Here is a 21,558-nt window from a genome sequence, read left to right as displayed (position 1 = left end):
TTTTGGGAGGATTCGAATTAGTTTTAGCTTGTGCTCCCAGTAAAAATGCCTTACAGGTAAATTTAACCGATTCGTAAGTCTTTGAAGAAAAAACACCCCTGTATTAGCTGAAGTTTAGCAAAGATTTAGTAGTACTTTTAGATATTCAAAGAAGGAGCTACACGGCTAAAACAGATACTTTCAAAAGGGTATAGAGGCTGAATTACTGAAGAAATAAAAAATACCTGCATGAATAAGGTGCTGAAGATCTTTCACTTAAATAAAAAGAAGGAATTAAATAATATTTTTGCTTGTGTTTTTTAAAAAGCTCATTATATTTGCACCGCTTTAATGGTCGCGTAGCTCAGTTGGATAGAGCATCTGCCTTCTAAGCAGACGGTCAGAGGTTCGAATCCTCTCGCGATCACAGAAACCCCTCAATCGAGGGGTTTTTTGTTTTTAGTACTTATATAAATTTCTTCCCCATCATGACCAGAACCTGGGTCTCTAATATTTTCTGAAGTCCTTAATATTTTTCAGTTTGTTTAATAAACTGAAATAAAAGAGTAGTCTAATAATTCTTTTCAGGTGAGAGCTGTGTTTTGAAAACTTCCGATTTTTCTAATATGGATATTCTGAAATTAGTTCTTGCTAAAATCCTATTATGAAAGGTTTAACTGCTACCTTGCTGCTCCTGCTGCTCGATTTTTTAAATTAGTAGTATGAAAAAGTCTTTGTTTGTGTTATGTATCTTTCTCAGCACATGTACGTTTCCTAAAGATCCTGAAAACTCATATGAGGAAGCAAAACAATCGGCTCTCCAGGTGGGGCTGGTTGAAAATCCGCCATACGTTATCACCCAAGAGGAGCAGCCATCAGGTAGCGAAGTGGAAATGATACGCAAATTTGCAACCAAAGCAGGTTTGCAGGTAAAGTTCACTAAGGGATCTGAAAGTGAACTCATCAACAAGCTGCACAAATTTAAACTGCACATTGTGGCCGGCGGTTTCGACAAGAAGACCGTTTGGAGAAAAAAAGCGGGACTTACCACCACCTATGATAAGCAGCATGTTTTTCTAATCCCTAAAGGTGAGAATCGGCTTTTGAAGAATCTTGAAGAATACATTTTAAGTAAAAAGAAAAAGGGATGAACAGTATTAGAGATTTTGAGCTTCCCAAACATCTTAGAGAAACTCTTAAAAAGGCCAACAAATTAGAGTGGATCACGTTATTTTATTTGATCTCTGTAACTATAGTGATGTATCTCGTGCTGGGGTCCAGCCAGGCCATGAAAGCTGCGTGGCTTGAAGATGTGCTCAGCCTTGTGCCTTCGGCAGGATTTTTAATAGCCAATAAAATAAACAGTAAACGACCGAATAATAAATTCCCTTATGGTTATCACAGAGTCTTTTCTATTGCTTTTCTTGTAGGAGCCGTCGCCCTGCTGGGAATGGGCTTGTTCCTGATTTTCGATTCCTCAATGTCTCTTATTAAAGCGGAACATCCCACTATTGGTACAATGCAAATTTGGGGTTACAACGTATGGATGGGCTGGCTAATGATAGTTGTTTTGATCTATAGCGCTGCCCCGGCTATGTGGCTGGGCGCAAAGAAGATTCCCATGGCTAAGAAGCTTCACAACAAGCTTTTATATACCGATTCAAGTGCTCAAAAAGCCGATTATCTTACCGCTCTTGCTGCCATTTTAGGAATACTCGGAGTGGGGTTGGGGATCTGGTGGGCAGATGCCGCAGCAGCAATTTTCATTTCGGGTTCTATTCTTAAGGATGGATTTCAACATACCAAAACTGCAGCTATGGATCTTATGGACCGATATCCGGAACGTCTATTAGCAGATGTTGAAGATGAGATTATTATTGATGTAGTTCAAAAAGTACGCTCCTGGCCATGGGTAAAAGATACCAAAGTACGCTTTAGAGAAGCAGGACAGGTCTATTTCGGACAAATTGCAGTAGTACCCCATGGTGAACCCAAACTCCAGGAAATCGAAGCAGGATATAACGAGATACGTAATATTCACTGGAAGCTTCATGACTTTACAATCGATCCCGTTAGAGAACTTCCAAACTGGTAACCTAACTAAAAGTTGGTAAAGAAATATTAAAAAATAAGAGTACGTACTGACCTCTAAGGTCAGCGAATCACTTTATATAAGCTACAATATATTAGTAAATCATTGGTAGCAGTGATTTTTACTAAAGTCTACAAGTTTTAAACTAACAACCAGGCAAGCCTTTTAAACAGTGGCAGGGAATGTAAGCAGTGGAGAAGGGCTGCAAGATTGCATCCTTTTAATCCTGTCCCTTACAATTCCTCTTTTGAAGAGGTTCATATTCCTTTTTTCTGGCATTAGAACAATATCGGGCTCTTCTTTTTCTATGGCTTTACGAAGAGTCTCAAAAACTTCCGAAGAATAGAGTGTTCTGTATGAAATTTTAGGATAAGGAATTTCCTGTTCCACTTTTTCCTGGAAATCCTGAAGCTTTTGAAGTGCCTCATCTTCCTTGCGGTGGGTAATGTGAACAACTTCAATACTGGCCTCTAAAGATTGGGCCATAGGGATCAATTCCTTGAGATAAATAAGTTCCTGATCGTCTAAAGTACTGGCAAAAAGGATCTTTTGAGGCTGTTTAAAACGGTATTGTGGCGGTACAGCCAACACAGGCAAAGAAGATTTTCCAATCATTTCACTAGTCGTGGTGCCCACGAGTTTATCCTTTAGTTTACTGGCGCCACAAGCACCCATAACGATCACCCTAACCTGAAGGTCTTTGGTGAATTTCAGGATCTCTTCGGCTATACTGGAGCCAGAAACCACCGCGGGAGAGATGGTTTGGGGCTCAAAATTTTCTTTTAGATGTAGCTTGCAAAAATCCTGAAGCTCTTTTTGATGGTCTTTTAAAAAATCCCCTTTAGGTCTATCTACTTCATAAGAAGGATAAACATGAAGAGCAATAAGGTCGTCTCCCATGATTCGGGCGAGTTCAGCTGCATATTTTAGCGCTGCCACAGAGTTGCTCGAAAAATCGGTTGCATAGATTATCTTTTTCATGATTTTGATTTTACCTGTTTAAAGTTAAGACCACAATTCGCGAAAAAGTATGATTTTTATCAGTTTATGGAATTATGTTTATTGTTATTACAAAAAATACAAAAAGGAGCCCGCAAAACTCCTTTTTAAAGGCTGTTCACAAAATGCTGTTTCTAAAAGATTAATTTTCAGCTTAGAAAGTGCCGATTTAAAGAAATTACACCGTTAGCTCTTTAGAGACAGTTGTAATTTCTGACAATTCCCTTGGGGTGAGATTTTCCCAGCTGTTTAGGTATTCTTCTTTGTCAACAGGTGTGTCTAGTTCAAGATTTTCGTCCATCACTGAAAATGTCTTCACTAATTCGTGAAATGGGCGGTACCCTGTAATTTGATAAGTTTTTTCTTTATAAGTGATCAAAAGAGTAGGGAAGCGGGTAATACCCATAGCCCGGGTTCTATCCAGATCCTGTTTAAAAAGTTCACTTATTTTATCTGAAAAAAAATCTTCTTCAAATTTGCCCTTTTTGAGAACTCTGTTCTGTTCCAGTTCATCGGCTATTTCCAGTATTACCTCAACATCCCCAATGTTCTTTTTGTTCATCATCACCGCCTCCCTCAACTTTCGCAGCATGGCTTCTTCAGCAACTTTAGACTGAAGACCGGCTGCTTTTACCGCCATACAAGCTAAATAAGAAGTATCTATGGGGTTAGAGATCCAGATATTCTCATCAATGGGTTGGCCAGAAAGTACTCTTGCCTGCATCCAGAGAGGACCAAATTGTGCAGGGCGGGCAATGTCATTCATTTTATCATTAAAGCTCTGCCAATCTCCTAAAAGACCGCCCATCACATAGGTAAGCTGTAGGCGGTCCTTTAAAAGATATCTCAATTTTCGGAATTGTGGCTCAAAAGCCCAGCTCCAGCAACAAAGAGGATCTGTATAATACGCTATTTTAAATATTTCCATATTTTATTCTCAATATTTGCTCCACTGTGCCTCTCCTTTAGGCATTGCTTTTTTGATCTCTTCAAACTTCTTTTTACTCAACTCCTTATTCATTTTCTCAACTTCTTTTGGGTCTCGGGATGTCTTTTTATGCCCTTCAGTCATACCTTTTGTTTTTCTTACGTGCTCGATAGGGTCTGAAATATACTCCCAGGTTTCTCCCAATTCGGGGCTTTTTCCTTCGTTCCATGGTCCTCTCACATCTTCACCGTTAGAAAGATTGAAGTACTTGTTACTGTATTTAGGATCGCTTTGCAATACTCCCGGAGGGAAGTTGGGTTCTATTGTCTCAAGGGCAGCCTGGAACATCTGGAAATGGGCCACTTCACGGGTCATTAAGAACCGCAGAGTATCCTTCACATGAGGATCATTGGTATGTTGCAATAGGTATTCATAAACAATTTTAGCTCTTGATTCGGCTGCGATATTCGACCTTAGATCAACCGAAAGATCGCCGTTTGCTGTCACGTAAGCCGAAGTCCATGGGTTTCCGTTACTGTCGCTAAGGGTAGGGCCTCCTCCCGAAAGATTGAAGAACTGCGGATTCACCATGGCATTATGAATAAAACCTTCTTTAGATGCTTTTCCTTTAAGTAATTCCATAATTTCTGATTCTTCTGCGGCGTTTTTAAGATCTCCATGAACGCCTTTTAGAAGCATTTGAATAGTGGCACCCACTATTTCAAGATGACTAAATTCTTCCGTGGCAATATCCATGAGCAAATCATACTTGTCTGGATGTACCTGTTTAGCGGCAAAGGCCTGTGTGAAATATTGTAACGCAGCTTTTAATTCCCCGTTGGCACCTCCAAATTGTTCAAGAAGTAAGGTGGCGAAGGCAGGATCGGGTTTTGACACCCTCGCGTTGAATTGTAATTCTTTTACGTGGTAAAACATAATTAGTGAATTAGTGGTTAATGAAAGGTTCTTTTTCACCTATTAAATTATTAACTTTCTACTGCTGAAGAGGTTAAATAACTTGTAAAGTTATGTTATTCTTTATGTTACGAATAATCTTACAGGATTTACCTGCTGAAGTATTTCTGCTGAAAAAGCTGTAAGAACCGGTAAATTCTCTTTTAATATTGCTGCTTTTTTTAAAAACTGAAAACTCCTTCATACAAATTAACGCTCTACATTCTGCGTTACCTGAAAGTTCCCTTATTTTTGCCTTTTTTCAATAATAAAGTATATGGATTATTCAAAGATAAAGCTCGTGGTAAGCGACATGGATGGAACATTGTTGAACAGCAAGCACGAGGTGAGTCCGCAGTTTTTAAAGATATTCAAAGCCCTGCAGGAGCAGGACATCAAATTTGCAGTGGCCAGTGGCAGGCAGTATTACAGTCTTAGGGAGCGAATGGACGAGATCAAGGATGAGCTTATTTACATAGCCGAAAATGGAGCTATTGTAATGCAGCATGAGCAGGAATTACACGTTGTACCCATGCAAACAGAGGTAGTGCATGAACTTATACAGGAAGTTCGAAAACTTGAAAATAAGTATCTAATTCTCTGCGGAAGGGAACAGGCCTACATTGAAAGTACAGCTTCCGAATTTATGGAGCCGTTTCTCAATCATTATGAGAAATACAAGGTGGTAGATGACCTGATGGAAGTAAAGGACGACCTTTTTCTAAAATTCACTATTTGTGATCTTTCAGGAGCCGAGAAAAATTCCCTGCCTTACCTAAAGCATTTTGAAGATCGCCTGCAGGTAAAACTTTCCGGGGAAATATGGATAGATTTTAACCATAAGGAAGCTCAAAAAGGAAATGCGCTCATTGCCGTACAGGAGCAGATGAACATTAAGAAAGAAGAAACGGTTGCTTTTGGAGATTATCTAAACGACCTGGAATTATTTGAACATTCGGGCTACAGCTATGCTATGCAAAACGCACATAAAGAAGTGAAAGCCGTGGCTACGCACCACGCCGGCAGCAATGACGAACTGGGAGTAGAAAAGGTCCTGGAGGAGCTGCTTGATGGTTTAAAAGCTGCGAAGGAGCAGTCTATATAAGTACTTGCAGAGCACATCACCAGTAGATTAAGATTTCTGAAAACAAAAAGTCGCCTCAAAAGCTGTAATTAACACCTGAAACTATTTCAGAGTGTCAAAAATGGCATTTCAGGCGACCTTTTCAGTTTAATACGACCTGCTAGTAAGTTGCAGGTGTACCTGGTTGTGGTAATGATCTCTGGATAAATTCCCTCACGTCATCATTGGCCTTTTTAAGATCCTCATTCCGAAGATACATCATATGCCCGCTGCGATATCCTTTAAAGCTTAACCTGTCGCGCATCTTTCCGCTGGGATCCAGCTGCCACATGGTATATTTCGCATCAAAATATGTGGTTGCCCCATCAAAATACCCACTCTGAATAAGCACATCAAGGTTAGGATTCTGAGCCATGGCCTGACGCAGGTTTTCCCCGGTATTGTCGCGGCTTCGGTCCCATGGATGCACGGGCCCAAACATATAATAGGTAAGATCTGTTTTAAAATTAAGGTCATTCCTAAGATAATGATTGATTGCCGGAGTAAAAGAATGCAGCCAGGAGGTAAGTTCAGCATTATAATCGGGGGAATCTCCGGCTTCTTTGCGGTCTAAGCCTACATAGCGGGAATCAAGTCTTCCTACGGTCATACCTTTTTGATCTCTCAGTAAATCTTTCCAGAAGTAACTGTATGGTACTTCTAAATTATGCTGAAGAATTTCCTTCTCAGAAATCCCGGAATAGCGGGCCATTGTTGAAGCCACTTTTTCTTTCTTGTCCTGCTCAAGGAATCCTCCTTTGGCAAGAGCAGGAAGTAATTCATTTATTGCGTATTGTTCAACTTCGGGAAGCAACTCTTCCAAATCCCTTTTTTGAAGATCTTGCGGAAGCAGGTTGTGGTACCAGGCGGCGGCAGTAAAGTAAGGGAGGCGGTTTGCAACTTCTACAGGGCCTTCACGGTCTATTCCAATATCTGTAGGAGAAACCAGGATTACCCCGTTTAAATACATCCACTGTGAATTCTGAAGTTCGAGGGCCAAACCTGAAACACGGGTAGTTCCATAGCTTTCGCCAATCAAATATTTTGGAGACAGCCAGCGGTCGTACCTGGTCACAGAGGTGTTGATCCATTTTGCGAGATAGCTAACATCGGCATTCACCCCAAAGAACTGATCCCGATTCTGTTTTTTCTCACCTTTTGGCTCAATGATCCTTGAAAACCCGGTATTTACAGGGTTCACATAAACAATATCGGCAATATCAAGAATTGAATACGGATTCTCTTTGGTGCCGTAAGGCTGAATAGGGAAACCTTCGGGATCTATCTCCAAAACTCGCGGGCCAGTATAGGCAATATGCATCCAGACAGATGCAGAACCAGGCCCACCATTAAAGGAAATTACCAATGGCCGGTTCTTTAATTCATTAATACCACTGCGTTTGTAATAGGTATAGAAGAGACTGGCAATGGTTTCACCATCTTCATTCCAAACAGGTTGCATACCCGTGGTTGCCGTGTAGTCAATTCTCTGCCCGTTTATGTTCACCCTGTGGGACGTAACCACCGTAGTGTCAATAGGGATCTGGACGTCCTGCGCCCGGACTTCGGCATGTAAAACAGCAAATAAGATTGCGAGGAAAGTAATTTTTTTCATTTCAGGTTCTTGGTTAAAAAACCTAAAAATAGAAAAAATCAGAAGAACCTGCGCCGTTTTTTAGAAGCTGTAACTAAAGGACAGCCCTTGGAATTCATTTCCTCTTATATCGACTCCCATAGCCGGAGATACCTGAAAATTCTGTTCATCCCTCTTGTGAAGCTCCGGAATAAGAATTCCGCTGGCTGCACCCACAGCATATCCCACTATGTTATCGGTGAGAAAGTGTTTCCCGGCTTCGGCCCTTAGGTAAGCGACCCAGGCAGGAACAATCGCTGCTGCAGTCCACACATACGGTTTCGCAGCTGAATCTGGATAGAAATCATTATAGATCTTGGCGGCAAAAAAGGTAGCTGAGGCCGTAGCTGCAGTATGTCCTGCAAAAAAGGATCTTTGCGCCCCACTTTCTCTACGATCTTCTTCGGGAACAGAGGTATTATATGCTAAAGGTCGTGCCCTGTCTACCAAACCTGCGGTAATGGTATAAAGAGCCCCTGTTGTGGCCATACTTTCTACGAACATTACTGAAATTTGTCCGGCGTTTGAACGCATATTGCCATCTGCCACCATCATAATTACAGGAACGGCAAAAGACCCATAAAAGGGATAGTAACTTACCTTATCGGCCCTGTCACTGTTATTCCCAGCTAAAAATCGGTCTATACCCGGCACGTCGTCTTTTGACAAAGCATTAAATTCGTCAATAGTGAGATCATCTTTGTCCTGAATCAATTTAAACCCCAACACGTTCAAACCTAATCCCACACCAACCCAGGGAGCATCAAGCTTCCAGCTGATCTTGTATGGGGATTTTGAGGTATCGCTATTAGTGGTGGAAAAAGATTGAGAGTAAGTGGAAAAAGTAAAGCAAAAAAGTAAAACTATTACACAAATTGGTTTCTTCATCTTTTGGGAGTTTTAATCAAAGCTCGGTTTTTTACCTGTCACAACCTGAGGCATTAACGCAATTATAAGAGTGATAGCAAGGGTTTTCAGAAAATTTTCAGAAAACCGACCTTGTCCCTGAGGGCTTAAATCCATAAGTAAAGGAAACTTTTTGTTTAAGTTTATTTAAAAATATTAAAACAAAACTTACCTTTGAAAAAAGATTGCTATGAAAATATATCAGTTGCATACTGTTCAGAAATTACCGATTTCTTTGGAGGAGGCGTGGAAATTTTTTTCCAGTCCTGCAAATCTCAAAGTGATCACACCATCTTATATGGGTTTTGATATTATTTCGGGAGGGGATAGGCCAATGTTCGCCGGACAAATAATTCAATATATCGTTACTCCTGTAGCCGGAATTAAAACAAAATGGGTGACCGAAATCACTCATGTCAAAGAACCTTATTATTTTGTAGATGAACAGAGGTTTGGACCTTATTCTCTTTGGCACCATAAACATTTTCTTAGGGAAATAGATGGTGGCGTAGAGATGGAAGATATTATAGATTATAAAATTCCCTTTGGAATAATAGGGCAGGCAGTACATCCTTTGATGGTCAAACCCAAACTGGAGGAAATCTTCAACTTCAGAAGAAAAAAGCTTGTAGAATTGTTTGGGAGCTATAAAAAAGAGGCCGTTTAAATTACCCTTTTTAGCACCTCTCTTAAAGAAGTATCAGAGCAATTTAAACGGCCTGTTTCAGATCTTATTTAAAATCTTATTCCTGCGAGTTTAGATCTTTTGAGCTGACTTTTGTTTGTAGTGACTAAACAGATCGTGCTCTTTGATCATCGCTGTGGTTTTTTCGGGCAACATTTCTTCCCATCCACCTTTACCTTCAGCAATTAATTGTAGTACTTCCCTGGAGAAAATATCTAAAATAGCCGGATCGTAATTTGTAATATCCACAACCTTTCCGTTGTATTTGAAGAACTTGTAAAGTTCCTTCATTCTTGGATGTACTTTCAGGGTATCACTGGTTGTGATCTCGCCGGTCTCACGATCTTTGAACGGATATAAATAGACCTTAAGATCTTTGAAGAACAACTTACCGAACGCCTCAAGGATCCCTCCACTCAGGTGCCTGTAGTATTTCTCATCAAAGATGTCTACCAGGTTGTTTACACCCATTGCCAGCCCCATGCGTTCTTTGGTGTAGCGGGAGAAATATTCTACAACCTTATAGTACTCCTGGAAGTTTGAGATCATCACGGTTTGACCTAGGGAACAAAGTAATTCTGCCCTGTCCATAAAATCCCGTTCATCAATTTCTCCTTCCGCCCTAAGGTTTGAAAGGGTGATCTCAAAGATCACTTCCGTATTTTCTTCAGAAACCCTGTTCTCATTGAGGAAAAGTTCCAAAGAGCGTTTGTACATGTCCATGTTCACCTTGGTAACCGGTCTAAAGCTACCGCGCAAGGCCAGAATGTTCTTTTTGTAAAGGATCTTAGCTGGTAAAACGTTATTCCCGTCGGGGGCGAACATTACCGCCTCTGTCATTCCGTTTTTAACCAGTTGTAAACTCATCAATCGGTTATCGACTTTTTCAAATCGAGGGCCCGAAAAGTTGATGGTATCAATCTCTATCTGGTCTTTATCTATGTGGTCATAAAGATAACGGAGTAATTTCTTCGGGTTATCGTACTTATAATAAGCTCCATAGATCAAATTCACTCCTAAGATCCCAAGTGTATTTTGCTGTAAACGCGCATCATTTTCATGGAAGCGCACGTGGAGACTGATCTCGTTGTAGTCTTCTTCAGGATGCACCTGGTATTTAATTCCTACCCAGCCATGACCTTTATATTTCTTGGCAAAATCAATGGTGGCCACTGTATTGGCGTAGGTGAAAAATAATTTGTTGGGGTGTTTTTCGCGGGATATCCTTTGCTCAATGAGATTGGTCTCATGCGTGAGCATTTTTTTTAAACGTTCTTCGGTGACATATCTTCTGTCGTCTTCGATGCCGTAAATTGCATCACTAAAGTCTTTATCATAGGCGCTCATGGCCTTTGCAATAGTCCCTGAAGCGCCACCGGCTCTAAAGAAATTACGTACAGTTTCCTGCCCGGCACCTATTTCAGAAAAAGTTCCGTAGATATTTTCGTTCAGGTTGATGCGTAAAGCTTTACTCTTGATCGACGGGACATTTTCAAATTCCCGGTCACCCATTATAGTTATTGGCATAGCTATTTTTTTTGTACAAACTGGTTCCTTTGTAGGAACGGCTTAGTTCGTAGTCAAAGGTACTAAAATGGAGGGCTAAACAAAAAATAATACTTAGTTTTGTGGTAAAATTAAGAGCATTGAAAGTTACGTTTTTAGGTACAGGAACATCACAAGGAATACCCGTTATAGGTAGTGACCACCCGGTTTGTAAAAGCGAGGACCCCAAAGATAAAAGGTTGCGGGTTTCGGCTCTTGTTGAAGTAGACGAACATAATATCCTCATTGACTGCGGACCGGATTTCAGGCAACAAATGCTGACAAATAACGTGCAGCGAATAGATGCAATTCTGTACACCCATGAACACAGTGACCATACTATTGGGTTGGATGATATAAGGCCTTATTTCTTCAGGCAGGGAGATATTCCGGTGTATGCTCATGAAAGGGTAATGGCTTCTTTACAAAAGCGGTTTGAATACATTTTTGCTTCAGAAAATAAATATCCCGGTGCACCCAGTGTACAGGAACATATCATTGAAAATAAGGCGTTCCCCGTAAAGGGAATAAATATTCTTCCCATAAATGTGATGCATAACCGGGTACAGGTTTTTGGTTTCAGAATTAGAGACTTTGCCTATATCACAGATGCAAAGACCATAGAAGAAGAAGAGGCTGAAAAGCTAAAAGGGGTAGATGTTCTGGTTGTTAATGCGCTGCGGAAAGAACCTCACCATTCCCACTTTAATCTACAAGAAGCCTTAGAGTTTATAGAAAAAATAGGGCCAAATAAAGCCTATCTCACTCACATAAGTCAACATATGGGTTTTCATGAAGCGGTACAGACCGAACTTCCCAAAAATGTGTTTTTGGCCTATGATAACCTTCAAATTGAAATCTAATGCGCAAGAGTTTTTTAATGTACCTGTTTGTTTTTACTGCTTTACTGGCGGTAGTCATTTACATGAATGGATCTAAAGTGCTGGCATCTAAAGAAAAAGAAATAGAATATCTTAAAAAAGAACTTGAAGAGCAAAGAGCAAATGCTCAACCTGTCGCAGAAAATGCTTCACAGGAAAAATCCTTTTCATTAGCCTCAATTGAGGAATCGCTTACATACCTTGAAGACAGGGGATTTGATCCTGCCGAAGTAATGAACAAGGTAGAGGAAGCTCTTGTAAGCAGAAACGCGGTAGATGCCGATAACGACCTTATTCCTTATGAAGGCATGAATGGCCCTTTCAGAATTAATAAGGTGAAACTGCTAAACCACAAATGGGCTATAGCAAGTTTCACCGACGGTCTTTATTGGGGTGACCTCTTTGTTAGTTTTGAAATTGACGACAGTGGCACAGTAGAGGTTTTTTCTGAAAAAGCCCTGTTGTATCCCCGCAATTAAAGGTGCTCCTTAAGCCATTGTTTGATCTCCATAAGATTTTGTGGCGCAACACCATGACCTACAGGAAATTCTGAATAAGTATTGTCAATATTTAAGGAATCCAGGAAAGGTGCTGTTTTTCGGGCCCATTCCACAGGGATTACCTGATCTACCGTACCGTGGGAACTGTAAACTGAAAGTCTTGAAAAATCATTGTTTTCATATCCTTTTTTCAGGATTTCCTTATTGATATACCCACTTAGGCCAACCACATTTTTGATCTTTTCGGGATAGGAGAGTGCCACACTAAAACTGAGGATACATCCCTGGCTGAAGCCAAGTAAAGTAACATTATTGGCATCTACGGGATAATTTTCGGTTACTTCGTCTATAAATTGCACGATCTTTTCCCTCGAAATCACTGCCTGATCATCATCACTGAATTTACCGTCGCTGCTGCCATCCCAGTGAATCGCATACCATGCATTTCCATAAGGAGGCAGGGGATAAGGTGCCCTTACAGAAATAATAAATAGTTCATCGGGCAACTCGTCTGCAAAAGAAAAAAGATCTTCTTCATTGCTTCCGTAGCCATGTAGCATGATGAGTAAAGGGGCCTTTTCTACAGTTTTTTTGGGTTTTCTGACTAAATGATATAGGGTGAATGTTTCTGCTTCCATTAACTTATTGTACTAAACCAATTTTGAAATTGTTTTCCTAAAATGGGAACTTCGTTCCTTTCTCCCTGTATGGCAGCAAGTAAGCCGTATCCCAACAACACGATTATAAACAGATAAAAAGGTGCCGAAATGAGCCAGGTATTAAACCACGAAACTATTATTCCCAACAGGTAAAATGTGATGTGGATTCCCAGCGCCTGCCGAATGTGAAAAGAAGCAAACGGGTTCTTTGAATCGTTGTTGAGAAAGTAAGCAATAATAGTTCCTATAATAGTAATATAGGCCCAAATTGCTGCAGCTTTCCCCTGGTTGGCTACACTGTCCATAAGAGATAATTTAGGCGCAAATTTACGTAATTCTGCGCTTCCTTACCGGTCTTAAGAAGCTAAATATTCTTCCCCTACCAGAATACCGTGTACTTTACCCTTTAATTTCTTTCCAAGGAAGAGGCTATTTTTTGAAGCACTCAAAATATGCTCTTTTTGAAAGGTATATTCTCCTTCAGGATTAAAAAAACTGAAGTTGGCAGGAAGTCCTTCGTCAATGACTCCTTCGCCAAGCCCAAACCTCCATTTTCCCGAAGTAAGCAATTTCACTGTAGTCTTGATAGAAAACAACTGCAGTAAAGCGCCCAAAGCTGATTCCAGCCCCAGGGTTCCAAAAAGGGCATTATCGAACTCCACTTTTTTATGTTCAGAATCCATAGGGATGTGGTCGCAGGTTATCATATCTATGGTTTCATCTTTTACTCCAGCAATAAGAGCCTTGATATCGCTTTTGGTTCTTAAAGGGGGAAGCACTTTAGCATTGGTGTCAAACTCATGCAGCATTTCATCTGTGAAGAAGAGGTTGTGAATAGCCACACTGCAAGATACATCAAGCCCTCTTTCTTTAGCATCACGTATGAGTTCTACAGATTTTGCGGTTGAAATGGTAGGGATGTGAAGTTTACCTCCCGTATATTCCAGGATATAAAGATCTCTGATGATTTGTAATTCTTCAGCCAGGGCCGGGATTCCTTTAAGACCAAGTTGGGTGCTGTTCTCATGCTCATTGACCTGCCCTTGAAGCGCTATCCTGTCTTCCTGCGGAAATGACATCACCAGTCCGTCAAAATTCTGGGAGTACTGCAGGGCAAGCTTCAAAAGATTAGGATTGGAAACAGGTTTTTTAAAGTCTCCAAAAGCCACCGCGCCGGCCTGTTGCATATCGTAAAGTTCGGCCATATCACGACCTTCGCTTTTCCGGGTAAGGGCCCCGATTGGCAGCAAAGTTACCGGCTGCTTTTCAGCTTTGTTTTTAAGGTAAGTTACCGCGCCTGTATTATCGGTCACCGGGTCATTTCCGGGGTTTAGGGCAATGGCTGTGAATCCGCTTTTAGCTGCTGTTTTTAGTCCGTTTTTCAAGGTCTCCCTTTCTTCAAATCCCGGTTCTCCGAAAGAAACACTACTGTCAAACCATCCCTGTGAAATATGAAGATTTTCAAATTTTATCTCAAGATCGGCTTTTTTGACCTTGATTTCTGGTGCTATTTCTGCAATGAGACCATTCTCTACCAGGATGTCCATGACCTTATTGTTGTACGGACTTTCGTTATCAACTATCCGGGCAGATTTGACGAGTATTTTCATTTGAGGAATTTTAGAATTAGTATTTCAGCAAGTAGGAAAACAAGAGTAAAAATAACAAACCATTTCCAAAAGCTATCGACTTCATTCGCCGATTTTATAAAAGAAATAGCTTCGGAAATATTGCCGTGCACAAGAAGATCTTCCTGCCCCTGCAACCTGTTGAGTACAGGATCACTTTCACTGCGAGGCACATTAAAACTGAAGGTTCTCAGCAGCTTTTCGTCCTGTAACACTTTGTAGTGGCCGGGGGTTTTCGGTAAGCCATCCAGGGTAAGCTCTACTTTATTCCTGAAGCTTTGCTGCTGCGGAATAAAAGTGCTTTCAGAAGAAGATAATTTTAGGATCTCATCCTTCTGAAGTTCAGCCTGAAGCGATATCTTTTGTGGTTTGCCCAGTACATTGTAAAGATTTGGTCTTGAAATAGCCGAATTACCAATGTTATAGAACGTGGGAACAATAAGCGGAGAGTTCTTAAAGTTGGAATTTTCCCGGTTCAATGCTGCCGTAAACACAAAGACATTGTCTTGTTGAAAAAGAAATGGTGCTCCATTTTGATACTCTAAAATACCCGGAACACTCCTGTTTAACAGATATGAGCTTTGAACACCGGGATATTCAAAGTTTGTAACTTTTTCATTAAAAACACTGCTGTAAAGCGGATGCTCAAAACTGATATCTGTAATTAATTTATCCTGAACATTTAAGGTTTCAATAAGAGGCAAACTCAGGTTGCGTAGTAATACATTGTAGTCTTCTGTTTTTCCCTGTGTCGGCGGAACAATAACAACCACCGCACGATCTTCAATTAACTGCTGAAGGCTGCTTATCAAAGAAAAAGGGATTTGATTCAGTTCATTCAGAATTACCAGGTTGGCCCGGGAGAGGGCATTGTAGTCTACATTATTTTCAGGAAGTATGGTGAGTTCAAACTCCTGGGGAGCATAGATCCTTTGCAGGTAATCTACTTCGTGGTCTCCAATTGCCACGACCTTCACCGGCGGAATTTCGTTGATACTAAAGTATAGTCGGTTGTCAAATTGCAATCCGTTATCTTCAATCTCGATTCTTCCGTCAGGAATTACATCTGTATCCAGGTTAAATGTGGTATTTCCTTCAGTTCCCTCTTGAAGTTTAACGGTTTTGCGGGCGAGCATCCGGTCACCGTCATAAATTCCTACTGCAATTTCTTCCTGCCTGTCTCCAACTGCCGAAAATGAAATTTGGATTGCAGCCTGGTTTAGACCTGCATTTATAATCCATGCCGAATCGATTATTACATTGTCAACCCGCTCGGGGATCAACTGGACCAGGTGCGTAAAAATGCCATTTTTGAGAGGAATAACAGAATCCTGTAAGTGTTGAAAATCAGAAATTGCTATAAAATTCTTCTGAAGGTTTCCCGAAGCACCAATAAGATTGTTTGCCTTGAGAGCCACAGTTCCCCAGGAAAGTTCTTCCGGAGCAAACCCAATCTCCTGAAGCCTTTCGCGAAGTGTATTTCCCGAGATATTCCTGTATTCTTCGCTGTTGGTGAACAAAGTTACCTCTTCGTCTTCAGGAATATTTTCAAGTAAATCCTGCACACTGCGTTTTAAAAGAATCCCATTTTTACCCCGCGCCTGCATGCTGTAAGAATTATCGAGATATATCACTGTTTTGGTCTCCTCAACTGTCCCTGAAGTAGGTGGGAAGTAGGGTTGTGCGAAAGCCAGCACAAGGCATGTAAGCATGAGAAGCCTGGTGCAAAGGACCAATAATTTCTTTAAGCGCGAACTCTGGCGAGTTTGTAAAACAGCTTTTTTCAGGAACCTCACGTTCGTGAATGGCGTTGTCTTAAACTTTCTTAACTGAAACAAATGCACCAGGATTGGAATCACCAGCACAACAAGGGCGTAAAGCAGTTCAGGATGTTTAAAGTACATGCGCAGGCATTCTTTTGTCAAATATAGAAAAAGGCTTTAGCAAGAGCTTTTTATTTAATCTTTAAAACTTCGGAAGTGAACAATATTTCAGTGTTAACTGTCTACTTCAGCTTAATAGTTCTCAAAAACCCCAAGCCCGAACAATGCAAAATCATATTTTACAGGATCTTGCGGGTCTAACTTCCGAAGATTATTATCCAGCTCCAGCAAAGCTTTGGTGTCATTCTGTTTTCTTTTTAAGAGCCCCAGTTTCCTGGCAACGTTTCCCGAATGTACATCAAGCGGACAACTGAGTTGCGCCGGAGAAATGCTGTTCCAAATGCCAAGATCAACATTTCTGCTGTCATTTCTTACCATCCATCGTAGGAACATATTGATCCTTTTGGCAGCGGAATTCTTCAGCGGATCGCTAACGTGTTTTTCTGTCCTTCTCTCGTGAGGCAGTTCAAAAAATATTTTCTTAAACTCATGGATTGCAGGCTGTAAACTGTCTTTACCTGAATGTTTACTAAAGATGTTCTCCATACCATTATGCTCCCTGTAAATATGCTGAAACGCCTTGATGAAATAAATGAGATCGCCGCCATTGAAAGTGCGATGCACGAAGTTCTCAAGCTTTTCCAGTTCTGCTTCGGAATGATTCTGCACAAAATCATAAGGTGCAAATTCCAGCAGCTCCATCAAATAATTGGCATTTTTCAGAATACTTTTACGGTTGCCCCAGGAAATTGTAGCGGTCAAAAATCCCGAAATTTCCATGTCTTCCTTCCGACTGAACAAATGCGGAATTTGCACAGGATCTGTTTCAATAAATTCTGAAGTATTGTATTGGTCAACCTTAAAATCGAGGAATTCTTTAAGTTCTGTTGAATTCATTTACCAGGTTTTGGATGCGAGATGTGAGACATTAGACATTAGACGTGAGATGTTAGACGTGAGATTTGAGACGTTAGACGTTAGATTTAAGGATATTGAACCTAAACTTTTAACCTTAAATTATCTTGCCGTCTACCATAGTCAGTTTTTTGTCGGCCATATTGGCCAGCTCCTCGTTATGGGTCACGATCACAAAGGTTTGCCCAAATTCTTCCCGAAGATCAAAAAAGAGTCTGTGCAGGTTTTCAGCCGACTCAGAGTCCAGGTTTCCTGAGGGTTCGTCGGCAAAGATCACTCCGGGATTGTTTATAAGCGACCGCGCCACAGCGACACGTTGCTGCTCACCGCCGCTCATTTCGGCCGGTTTGTGATCGCCACGCTTTGAAAGCCCAAGGAATCCAAGTAATTCTTTAGCTCTTTTTTCTGTCTGGGTTTTATCTTTATTCCCGATATAGGCCGGGATGCATATATTCTCAAGAGCTGTAAATTCAGGCAACAGCTGGTGAAACTGAAATATAAATCCGATATTTTCATTTCTGAATTTCGCCAACTCCTTTGAAGAAAGGGAATAGACATCTACGTCATTTACCTTGAGGACACTATTGGTATTGCGATCGGGTTTTTCAAGAGTTCCAAGAATTTGAAGCAGGGTAGTCTTCCCGGCCCCCGAAGCTCCTACAATAGAGACAATTTCGCCTTTAGGGATGTGCAGGTCTACACCTTTTAAAACGTGAAGGTCATTGTAACTTTTATGGATGTTATGTGCTTCTATCATGGTATGTTGTTACAATATTAAGTTTAAATTATACTGTTTATGCTGCTGTAATCCAGATAATATACAATTCTTAGCGAAAGATTGTGCCTCGCCGGTTGTTTAAAAAGATTTTCTACACTTTCAAAATAAGCCAGTTCACTTTGCTTGTCTACATTGAAAATAGAATTGCGATAAAGCAGGATCATCTCACTGCCGGGAGCAAAACGCCACTGGTAGCTTAGATCGAGATTCCACACATTAAAATTTGCATCGGGATTATTTGCTTCATCAACCTCGTAGTTATAGGAAACCAGCTCGCCGTTGTCCCGTAGACGACTAAAACTGTCATCGGCGAAATTTGCTGAAGACCAGAAGTTCCTGAAACTTAAATTAAGGGCCTGCCGATTGGTAAAGTTGTAGCTGCCCTGCAGGGAATTTTCAATGCTCTTCATATCACGGGTGCCAAAAATGACATTTTTGGGCAGCAATGCTACAAAACTTTCCCGCTCATTTTCCTCCATAAATTCAAAGGAATAAATAAGCATAAACCTGTTGCTAACCCTAAAACGGGGGCTAAAGCTAAAGTTGAGTTCCCCGTGCGGGCTTCCCAGGTACTTGTTGTACCCAAGGCGCGAATCTATCGCAATTCTTTTGCGATAATCTGAAGAGATCCAGGCTTCAGCTGCAGCATTTTCAGGATATTCGATGAAGGAATTATTCCGGCGGGGCTCAAAAAAGTCCTTGAAAGGTGTACTGTAATTAACATTACCTCCAAAAGCGAACCTTTCGCGGGTCATTCCGAAGAAACTCGACCCAAAGTTATTGGTAAGTGCAATATCGGGATCATAGCGCCGCTGATGGTCGCCGTAGAACTGAATATTGTACTCATTGAAAATTCCGTGGGGCTCAAATATGCGATAGGAGGTTTGCCAGTTGAAGTTACTGTAGTTATTGATGAAATTAAGCCCCAGGTCATTGATGTCATAGGTCTTATTGGCAAATTCATGGGAGATCCCATACCTGAATTTTCCCTTGGTTCTCGCAAAAGCCAGCTGTGAAGCAAATCCTGTCTTGTTACTTTCGGCATAATTTATTCGGCTCATCTTTGCTTCCCCCGAAAAATTAAAGGAACTGCCACGGTTATAAACGTCAAACAAAAAACCGGAAACATTAGCATCCCTGAACTTTCCTTCCCTAATCACATTGGTATTGATGAGAGAAACAGACGATTTTTGATCAAACTGCTGGTCGAGTACAAAAATATTGTAATTCGCCAGCGGCTCGGTAATAAGCTCTCTTTGTTCACCTGTCGTTTTGTTGTAGTACCGTGCCTTTTGCCGTTCGGTAATAGCATTAAAAAATCCTATCCCAAGTCCGCTTTTGGTTCTTCCGGAGATCTTTAGCGCGTTGAGAAGGTTGGTGGTTTCGGGATTTTCTACTATTTCCTCGTTTTCGAGCCGGGCGTCCTGCGCGTTGTTAAAACCTAAAGGGGTATCACCTATACGCCGGGAATAGAACAGGTTTCCTTTGGTAAATAGCTCGGTTCCTTCAGTAAAAAATGCCCTGTTCTCCCCAAAAGTCTGTTCAAAAGGCCCAAGATTCAGTTCCACTTCATCATAGGCGGTTTGACCAAAATCGGGGATTAGCGTGGCATCAAGGGTAAAGGCATCGCTAATGCCGTATTTGAGATCCATACCTGCATTGAATGCCGTGGTGGTTTCACCGTCAATATAATCAACTTCCCCCGAAACGTACGGATAAAAACTCAGTCGTACCGGAGCGTCAATATTTTCTATCCCCTCTAAAATGCCATTATAATGGGTGCTTTCCCCAATAGATTTGTCGATGTAATTCCAAACGTAGGTTTCATTGAGGTGGCTAATGTGCCTTCCCAGCTGCATGCTCCACAGCTGCTCTTCACCGCCCGGAAAACGCAGGGCAGAGTAGGGGATCTCCATTTCTACGAACCAGCCCTCTTCATTTAAAGAAACCCTTGCTTCCCATACCACATTAAAAGCAAAATCTTCATTGTCCCTCTTCATTTTGGCATCGGCGAGCGTACCCGCGGCGGTGACGTAAAACCTCGTCTGGTTCTCGCCATCGTTGTAGGTATTGAGATCAAAAAAGAAAAAATCGGCAGTAGGCAGGTTATCGCGCTGCGCAAATTCGCGCCTTATTTTAGAGGGTTTGTTATCGTAAAGATAGGCGGCCACGTAGATAGCTTCATCGGTATAGGCTATTTTTACCTGGCTGGGATGTGTACTGCGGGAAGGTTTACCATCGCCGGGCTCGTACATTACAAAATTTCCGGCTTCGGGAAAATCTTTCCAAATTTCATCATCCAGGATTCCGTCAATCTGTGGTTTATCTTCAATTCTGGTAGCTGTGTAGATCTTTTTCTGCGGAAGTTCATTTTGTTGACCAAACAGGAACCCTGTTATTAAAAGAAAAAAAGGTAACAGCAGATATTTACAGAGCATAGGGTGTTATTAAAGGCGAATTTATCCCGTAATGCAATGTTACGAAATCCTGAAATTTTATAATTGGAAGGTTCGTTGTTTTTGCCTATTTTTTGGAAAAACTAAATATGGAAGAAAAACAAATGGAAATGGCAACTTTGGCCGGAGGATGTTTTTGGTGTACCGAAGCGGTCTTTCAACGTATAGAAGGTGTGAAGAAGGTGACTTCGGGCTTTACCGGAGGGCATATTAAAAATCCGCCTTACCGTGAAGTGGTTACCGGAAGAACCGGGCATGCAGAATCTATAGAGATAAAATTTGATCCCGAAATTGTCACTTTTGAAGAGTTACTGTACATGTTCTTTGCCACGCATGACCCTACAACGCTTAACCGGCAACAGAATGATATAGGAACGCATTATAGGAGTGCCATATTCTATCATTCTGAAGCTCAAAAAGAAACCGCCGAAAATGTTGTAAGAAAGCTGGAAGAAGAAAAGACATTTAAAGATCCTATAGTTACTGAAATCGCCCCTGCGGGTGAGTTTTATGTAGCCGAACAGGAACATCACGATTATTACAACCAAAACAGGAATCAGCCATATTGCCGGGTGATCATTGATCCCAAAGTTCAGAAACTGAAGCATACGTTTTCAAAGAAGGTAAAAGCTGAATCATAAAAAGTGGCACTTTTCTTGTATTAGTAATGAAAAATAAAATAGATGGAAACCAATAAAAAGAAGTTATTGATCAAAGGCCTGGTCTACGATGCTATTGGTATGGCAAGTGGAGCAGTTCCGTTAGTTGGAGGATTCCTTGATCTTTTGTGGGCTCCTTATGCCGCCAGGAAAATGTCGGCTATGTATCCCGGCAAAAAGGGGAAATTAGCCTCTGTTCTGGTATTTATTGAAGAGATTTTGCCATTTAGTGATATAATTCCAACATTTACTTTAATGTGGTTATACACCTTTGTATGGCAAAGAGAAGATGATTTTGGAGAGCTGCGGCCTATTGAAGTTAGAGTGAAGTAGTTGAATTGATATAAAATGAAAA

The 21,558-nt window shown here is 41.1% G+C and carries 21 protein-coding genes and 1 tRNA gene; 9 read left to right on the top strand and 13 right to left on the bottom strand.

Annotated features, from left to right (window positions below; translation table 11 throughout):
• Positions 1 to 332: 332 nt before the first annotated feature.
• The 3 genes from ACQ93I_RS07500 (at position 333) to ACQ93I_RS07490 (ending at position 2,074) form a co-directional block, all read left to right on the top strand.
• Positions 333 to 406 (top strand) — tRNA-Arg (locus ACQ93I_RS07500).
• Between the two features lie 295 nt (positions 407 to 701).
• On the top strand, positions 702 to 1,130 hold the full coding sequence (locus ACQ93I_RS07495) for a transporter substrate-binding domain-containing protein (RefSeq protein ID WP_431697902.1): 429 nt from the start codon (positions 702 to 704) through the stop codon (positions 1,128 to 1,130).
• Positions 1,127 to 2,074, top strand: coding sequence for a cation diffusion facilitator family transporter (locus tag ACQ93I_RS07490; RefSeq protein WP_431697900.1), 948 nt, complete (start codon positions 1,127 to 1,129; stop codon positions 2,072 to 2,074). The genes ACQ93I_RS07495 and ACQ93I_RS07490 overlap by 4 nt, the downstream gene beginning before the upstream one ends.
• Positions 2,075 to 2,236: 162 nt before the next feature.
• Here ACQ93I_RS07490 and ACQ93I_RS07485 read toward each other — a convergent pair whose 3' ends face one another.
• The 3 genes from ACQ93I_RS07485 to ACQ93I_RS07475 all read right to left on the bottom strand — a co-directional run bounded on the left by ACQ93I_RS07485 (position 2,237) and on the right by ACQ93I_RS07475 (position 4,934).
• Positions 2,237 to 3,052, bottom strand: a complete 816-nt coding sequence (locus ACQ93I_RS07485) for a universal stress protein (protein ID WP_431697898.1) — start codon at positions 3,050 to 3,052, stop codon at positions 2,237 to 2,239.
• Positions 3,053 to 3,248: 196 nt separating this feature from the next.
• On the bottom strand, positions 3,249 to 3,998 hold the full coding sequence (locus tag ACQ93I_RS07480) for a DsbA family protein (RefSeq protein WP_431697897.1): 750 nt from the start codon (positions 3,996 to 3,998) through the stop codon (positions 3,249 to 3,251).
• A gap of 9 nt (positions 3,999 to 4,007) precedes the next feature.
• Entirely contained in the window at positions 4,008 to 4,934 is a 927-nt protein-coding gene (locus ACQ93I_RS07475; protein WP_431697896.1) for a manganese catalase family protein, read from the bottom strand.
• A gap of 295 nt (positions 4,935 to 5,229) precedes the next feature.
• Between ACQ93I_RS07475 and ACQ93I_RS07470 the strand changes: the two genes are divergently transcribed.
• Positions 5,230 to 6,057, top strand: coding sequence for an HAD family hydrolase (locus ACQ93I_RS07470; RefSeq protein WP_431697894.1), 828 nt, complete (start codon positions 5,230 to 5,232; stop codon positions 6,055 to 6,057).
• 139 nt (positions 6,058 to 6,196) lie between these two features.
• On the opposite strand, the gene ACQ93I_RS07465 is transcribed toward ACQ93I_RS07470, so the two are convergent.
• Positions 6,197 to 7,690: a S10 family peptidase gene (locus tag ACQ93I_RS07465; protein ID WP_431697893.1), complete on the bottom strand. Its 1,494-nt coding sequence runs from the start codon at positions 7,688 to 7,690 to the stop codon at positions 6,197 to 6,199.
• Between the two features lie 60 nt (positions 7,691 to 7,750).
• Positions 7,751 to 8,596: a phosphatase PAP2 family protein gene (locus ACQ93I_RS07460; RefSeq protein ID WP_431697892.1), complete on the bottom strand. Its 846-nt coding sequence runs from the start codon at positions 8,594 to 8,596 to the stop codon at positions 7,751 to 7,753.
• Between the two features lie 208 nt (positions 8,597 to 8,804).
• On the opposite strand from ACQ93I_RS07460, the gene ACQ93I_RS07455 reads away from it, so the two are divergent.
• Complete coding sequence (locus ACQ93I_RS07455; RefSeq protein WP_431697891.1) at positions 8,805 to 9,281, top strand: SRPBCC family protein; 477 nt, start codon at positions 8,805 to 8,807, stop codon at positions 9,279 to 9,281.
• A gap of 90 nt (positions 9,282 to 9,371) precedes the next feature.
• On the opposite strand, the gene ACQ93I_RS07450 is transcribed toward ACQ93I_RS07455, so the two are convergent.
• Positions 9,372 to 10,826 carry a TonB-dependent receptor gene (locus tag ACQ93I_RS07450; RefSeq protein WP_431697890.1) on the bottom strand — a complete coding sequence of 485 codons (1,455 nt, stop codon included), beginning with the start codon at positions 10,824 to 10,826 and terminating at the stop codon, positions 9,372 to 9,374.
• A 119-nt stretch (positions 10,827 to 10,945) separates the two neighbouring features.
• On the opposite strand from ACQ93I_RS07450, the gene ACQ93I_RS07445 reads away from it, so the two are divergent.
• Both ACQ93I_RS07445 and ACQ93I_RS07440 read left to right on the top strand, forming a co-directional pair.
• Complete coding sequence (locus tag ACQ93I_RS07445; protein ID WP_431697889.1) at positions 10,946 to 11,707, top strand: MBL fold metallo-hydrolase; 762 nt, start codon at positions 10,946 to 10,948, stop codon at positions 11,705 to 11,707.
• Complete coding sequence (locus ACQ93I_RS07440; RefSeq protein ID WP_431697888.1) at positions 11,707 to 12,204, top strand: hypothetical protein; 498 nt, start codon at positions 11,707 to 11,709, stop codon at positions 12,202 to 12,204. The genes ACQ93I_RS07445 and ACQ93I_RS07440 overlap by 1 nt, the downstream gene beginning before the upstream one ends.
• On the opposite strand, the gene ACQ93I_RS07435 is transcribed toward ACQ93I_RS07440, so the two are convergent.
• The 7 genes from ACQ93I_RS07435 to ACQ93I_RS07405 all read right to left on the bottom strand — a co-directional run bounded on the left by ACQ93I_RS07435 (position 12,201) and on the right by ACQ93I_RS07405 (position 20,526).
• Positions 12,201 to 12,863, bottom strand: a complete 663-nt coding sequence (locus ACQ93I_RS07435; protein ID WP_431697887.1) for an alpha/beta hydrolase — start codon at positions 12,861 to 12,863, stop codon at positions 12,201 to 12,203. The two genes, ACQ93I_RS07440 and ACQ93I_RS07435, sit on opposite strands and share 4 nt — an antisense overlap.
• Positions 12,863 to 13,189: a hypothetical protein gene (locus ACQ93I_RS07430; protein WP_431697886.1), complete on the bottom strand. Its 327-nt coding sequence runs from the start codon at positions 13,187 to 13,189 to the stop codon at positions 12,863 to 12,865. Before ACQ93I_RS07430 ends, ACQ93I_RS07435 begins: the two co-directional genes overlap by 1 nt.
• A gap of 51 nt (positions 13,190 to 13,240) precedes the next feature.
• On the bottom strand, positions 13,241 to 14,494 hold the full coding sequence (locus tag ACQ93I_RS07425) for a dihydroorotase (RefSeq protein WP_431697885.1): 1,254 nt from the start codon (positions 14,492 to 14,494) through the stop codon (positions 13,241 to 13,243).
• The gene (locus ACQ93I_RS07420; RefSeq protein WP_431697884.1) at positions 14,491 to 16,416 is read right to left on the bottom strand and encodes a BatA domain-containing protein; all 1,926 of its coding nucleotides are present in this window, start codon (positions 16,414 to 16,416) and stop codon (positions 14,491 to 14,493) included. The genes ACQ93I_RS07425 and ACQ93I_RS07420 overlap by 4 nt, the downstream gene beginning before the upstream one ends.
• Before the next feature lie 111 nt (positions 16,417 to 16,527).
• Positions 16,528 to 17,292 (bottom strand): TIGR02757 family protein, encoded by a 765-nt coding sequence (locus ACQ93I_RS07415; RefSeq protein ID WP_431697883.1) that lies wholly within the window; start codon positions 17,290 to 17,292, stop codon positions 16,528 to 16,530.
• Positions 17,293 to 17,407: 115 nt separating this feature from the next.
• Positions 17,408 to 18,067: an ABC transporter ATP-binding protein gene (locus ACQ93I_RS07410; RefSeq protein ID WP_431697882.1), complete on the bottom strand. Its 660-nt coding sequence runs from the start codon at positions 18,065 to 18,067 to the stop codon at positions 17,408 to 17,410.
• 23 nt (positions 18,068 to 18,090) lie between these two features.
• The gene (locus ACQ93I_RS07405; RefSeq protein WP_431697881.1) at positions 18,091 to 20,526 is read right to left on the bottom strand and encodes a DUF5916 domain-containing protein; all 2,436 of its coding nucleotides are present in this window, start codon (positions 20,524 to 20,526) and stop codon (positions 18,091 to 18,093) included.
• 107 nt (positions 20,527 to 20,633) lie between these two features.
• Between ACQ93I_RS07405 and msrA the strand changes: the two genes are divergently transcribed.
• Together msrA and ACQ93I_RS07395 are read left to right on the top strand one after the other, a co-directional pair.
• The gene (msrA, locus tag ACQ93I_RS07400) at positions 20,634 to 21,185 is read left to right on the top strand and encodes a peptide-methionine (S)-S-oxide reductase MsrA (protein ID WP_431697880.1); all 552 of its coding nucleotides are present in this window, start codon (positions 20,634 to 20,636) and stop codon (positions 21,183 to 21,185) included.
• A 42-nt stretch (positions 21,186 to 21,227) separates the two neighbouring features.
• Positions 21,228 to 21,536 (top strand): hypothetical protein, encoded by a 309-nt coding sequence (locus ACQ93I_RS07395; RefSeq protein ID WP_266068206.1) that lies wholly within the window; start codon positions 21,228 to 21,230, stop codon positions 21,534 to 21,536.
• Positions 21,537 to 21,558: the final 22 nt, after the last annotated feature.

The sequence above is a fragment of the Salinimicrobium sp. WS361 genome, assembly GCF_050750585.1.
Classification (GTDB): Bacteria; Bacteroidota; Bacteroidia; order Flavobacteriales; family Flavobacteriaceae; genus Salinimicrobium.
Note: the sequence above shows the minus strand (reverse complement) of the source record. Positions and strands in the feature narration are given on the sequence as shown.

Coding starts and splice junctions, on each gene's coding strand:
- ACQ93I_RS07495 (WP_431697902.1), top strand. CDS start 702: ATGAAAAAGTCTTTGTTTGTGTTATGTATCTTTCTCAGCACATGTACG.
- ACQ93I_RS07490 (WP_431697900.1), top strand. CDS start 1,127: ATGAACAGTATTAGAGATTTTGAGCTTCCCAAACATCTTAGAGAAACT.
- ACQ93I_RS07485 (WP_431697898.1), bottom strand. CDS start 3,052: ATGAAAAAGATAATCTATGCAACCGATTTTTCGAGCAACTCTGTGGCA.
- ACQ93I_RS07480 (WP_431697897.1), bottom strand. CDS start 3,998: ATGGAAATATTTAAAATAGCGTATTATACAGATCCTCTTTGTTGCTGG.
- ACQ93I_RS07475 (WP_431697896.1), bottom strand. CDS start 4,934: ATGTTTTACCACGTAAAAGAATTACAATTCAACGCGAGGGTGTCAAAA.
- ACQ93I_RS07470 (WP_431697894.1), top strand. CDS start 5,230: ATGGATTATTCAAAGATAAAGCTCGTGGTAAGCGACATGGATGGAACA.
- ACQ93I_RS07465 (WP_431697893.1), bottom strand. CDS start 7,690: ATGAAAAAAATTACTTTCCTCGCAATCTTATTTGCTGTTTTACATGCC.
- ACQ93I_RS07460 (WP_431697892.1), bottom strand. CDS start 8,596: ATGAAGAAACCAATTTGTGTAATAGTTTTACTTTTTTGCTTTACTTTT.
- ACQ93I_RS07455 (WP_431697891.1), top strand. CDS start 8,805: ATGAAAATATATCAGTTGCATACTGTTCAGAAATTACCGATTTCTTTG.
- ACQ93I_RS07450 (WP_431697890.1), bottom strand. CDS start 10,826: ATGCCAATAACTATAATGGGTGACCGGGAATTTGAAAATGTCCCGTCG.
- ACQ93I_RS07440 (WP_431697888.1), top strand. CDS start 11,707: ATGCGCAAGAGTTTTTTAATGTACCTGTTTGTTTTTACTGCTTTACTG.
- ACQ93I_RS07435 (WP_431697887.1), bottom strand. CDS start 12,863: ATGGAAGCAGAAACATTCACCCTATATCATTTAGTCAGAAAACCCAAA.
- ACQ93I_RS07430 (WP_431697886.1), bottom strand. CDS start 13,189: ATGGACAGTGTAGCCAACCAGGGGAAAGCTGCAGCAATTTGGGCCTAT.
- ACQ93I_RS07425 (WP_431697885.1), bottom strand. CDS start 14,494: ATGAAAATACTCGTCAAATCTGCCCGGATAGTTGATAACGAAAGTCCG.
- ACQ93I_RS07420 (WP_431697884.1), bottom strand. CDS start 16,416: ATGTACTTTAAACATCCTGAACTGCTTTACGCCCTTGTTGTGCTGGTG.
- ACQ93I_RS07415 (WP_431697883.1), bottom strand. CDS start 17,292: ATGAATTCAACAGAACTTAAAGAATTCCTCGATTTTAAGGTTGACCAA.
- ACQ93I_RS07410 (WP_431697882.1), bottom strand. CDS start 18,067: ATGATAGAAGCACATAACATCCATAAAAGTTACAATGACCTTCACGTT.
- ACQ93I_RS07405 (WP_431697881.1), bottom strand. CDS start 20,526: ATGCTCTGTAAATATCTGCTGTTACCTTTTTTTCTTTTAATAACAGGG.
- msrA (WP_431697880.1), top strand. CDS start 20,634: ATGGAAGAAAAACAAATGGAAATGGCAACTTTGGCCGGAGGATGTTTT.
- ACQ93I_RS07395 (WP_266068206.1), top strand. CDS start 21,228: ATGGAAACCAATAAAAAGAAGTTATTGATCAAAGGCCTGGTCTACGAT.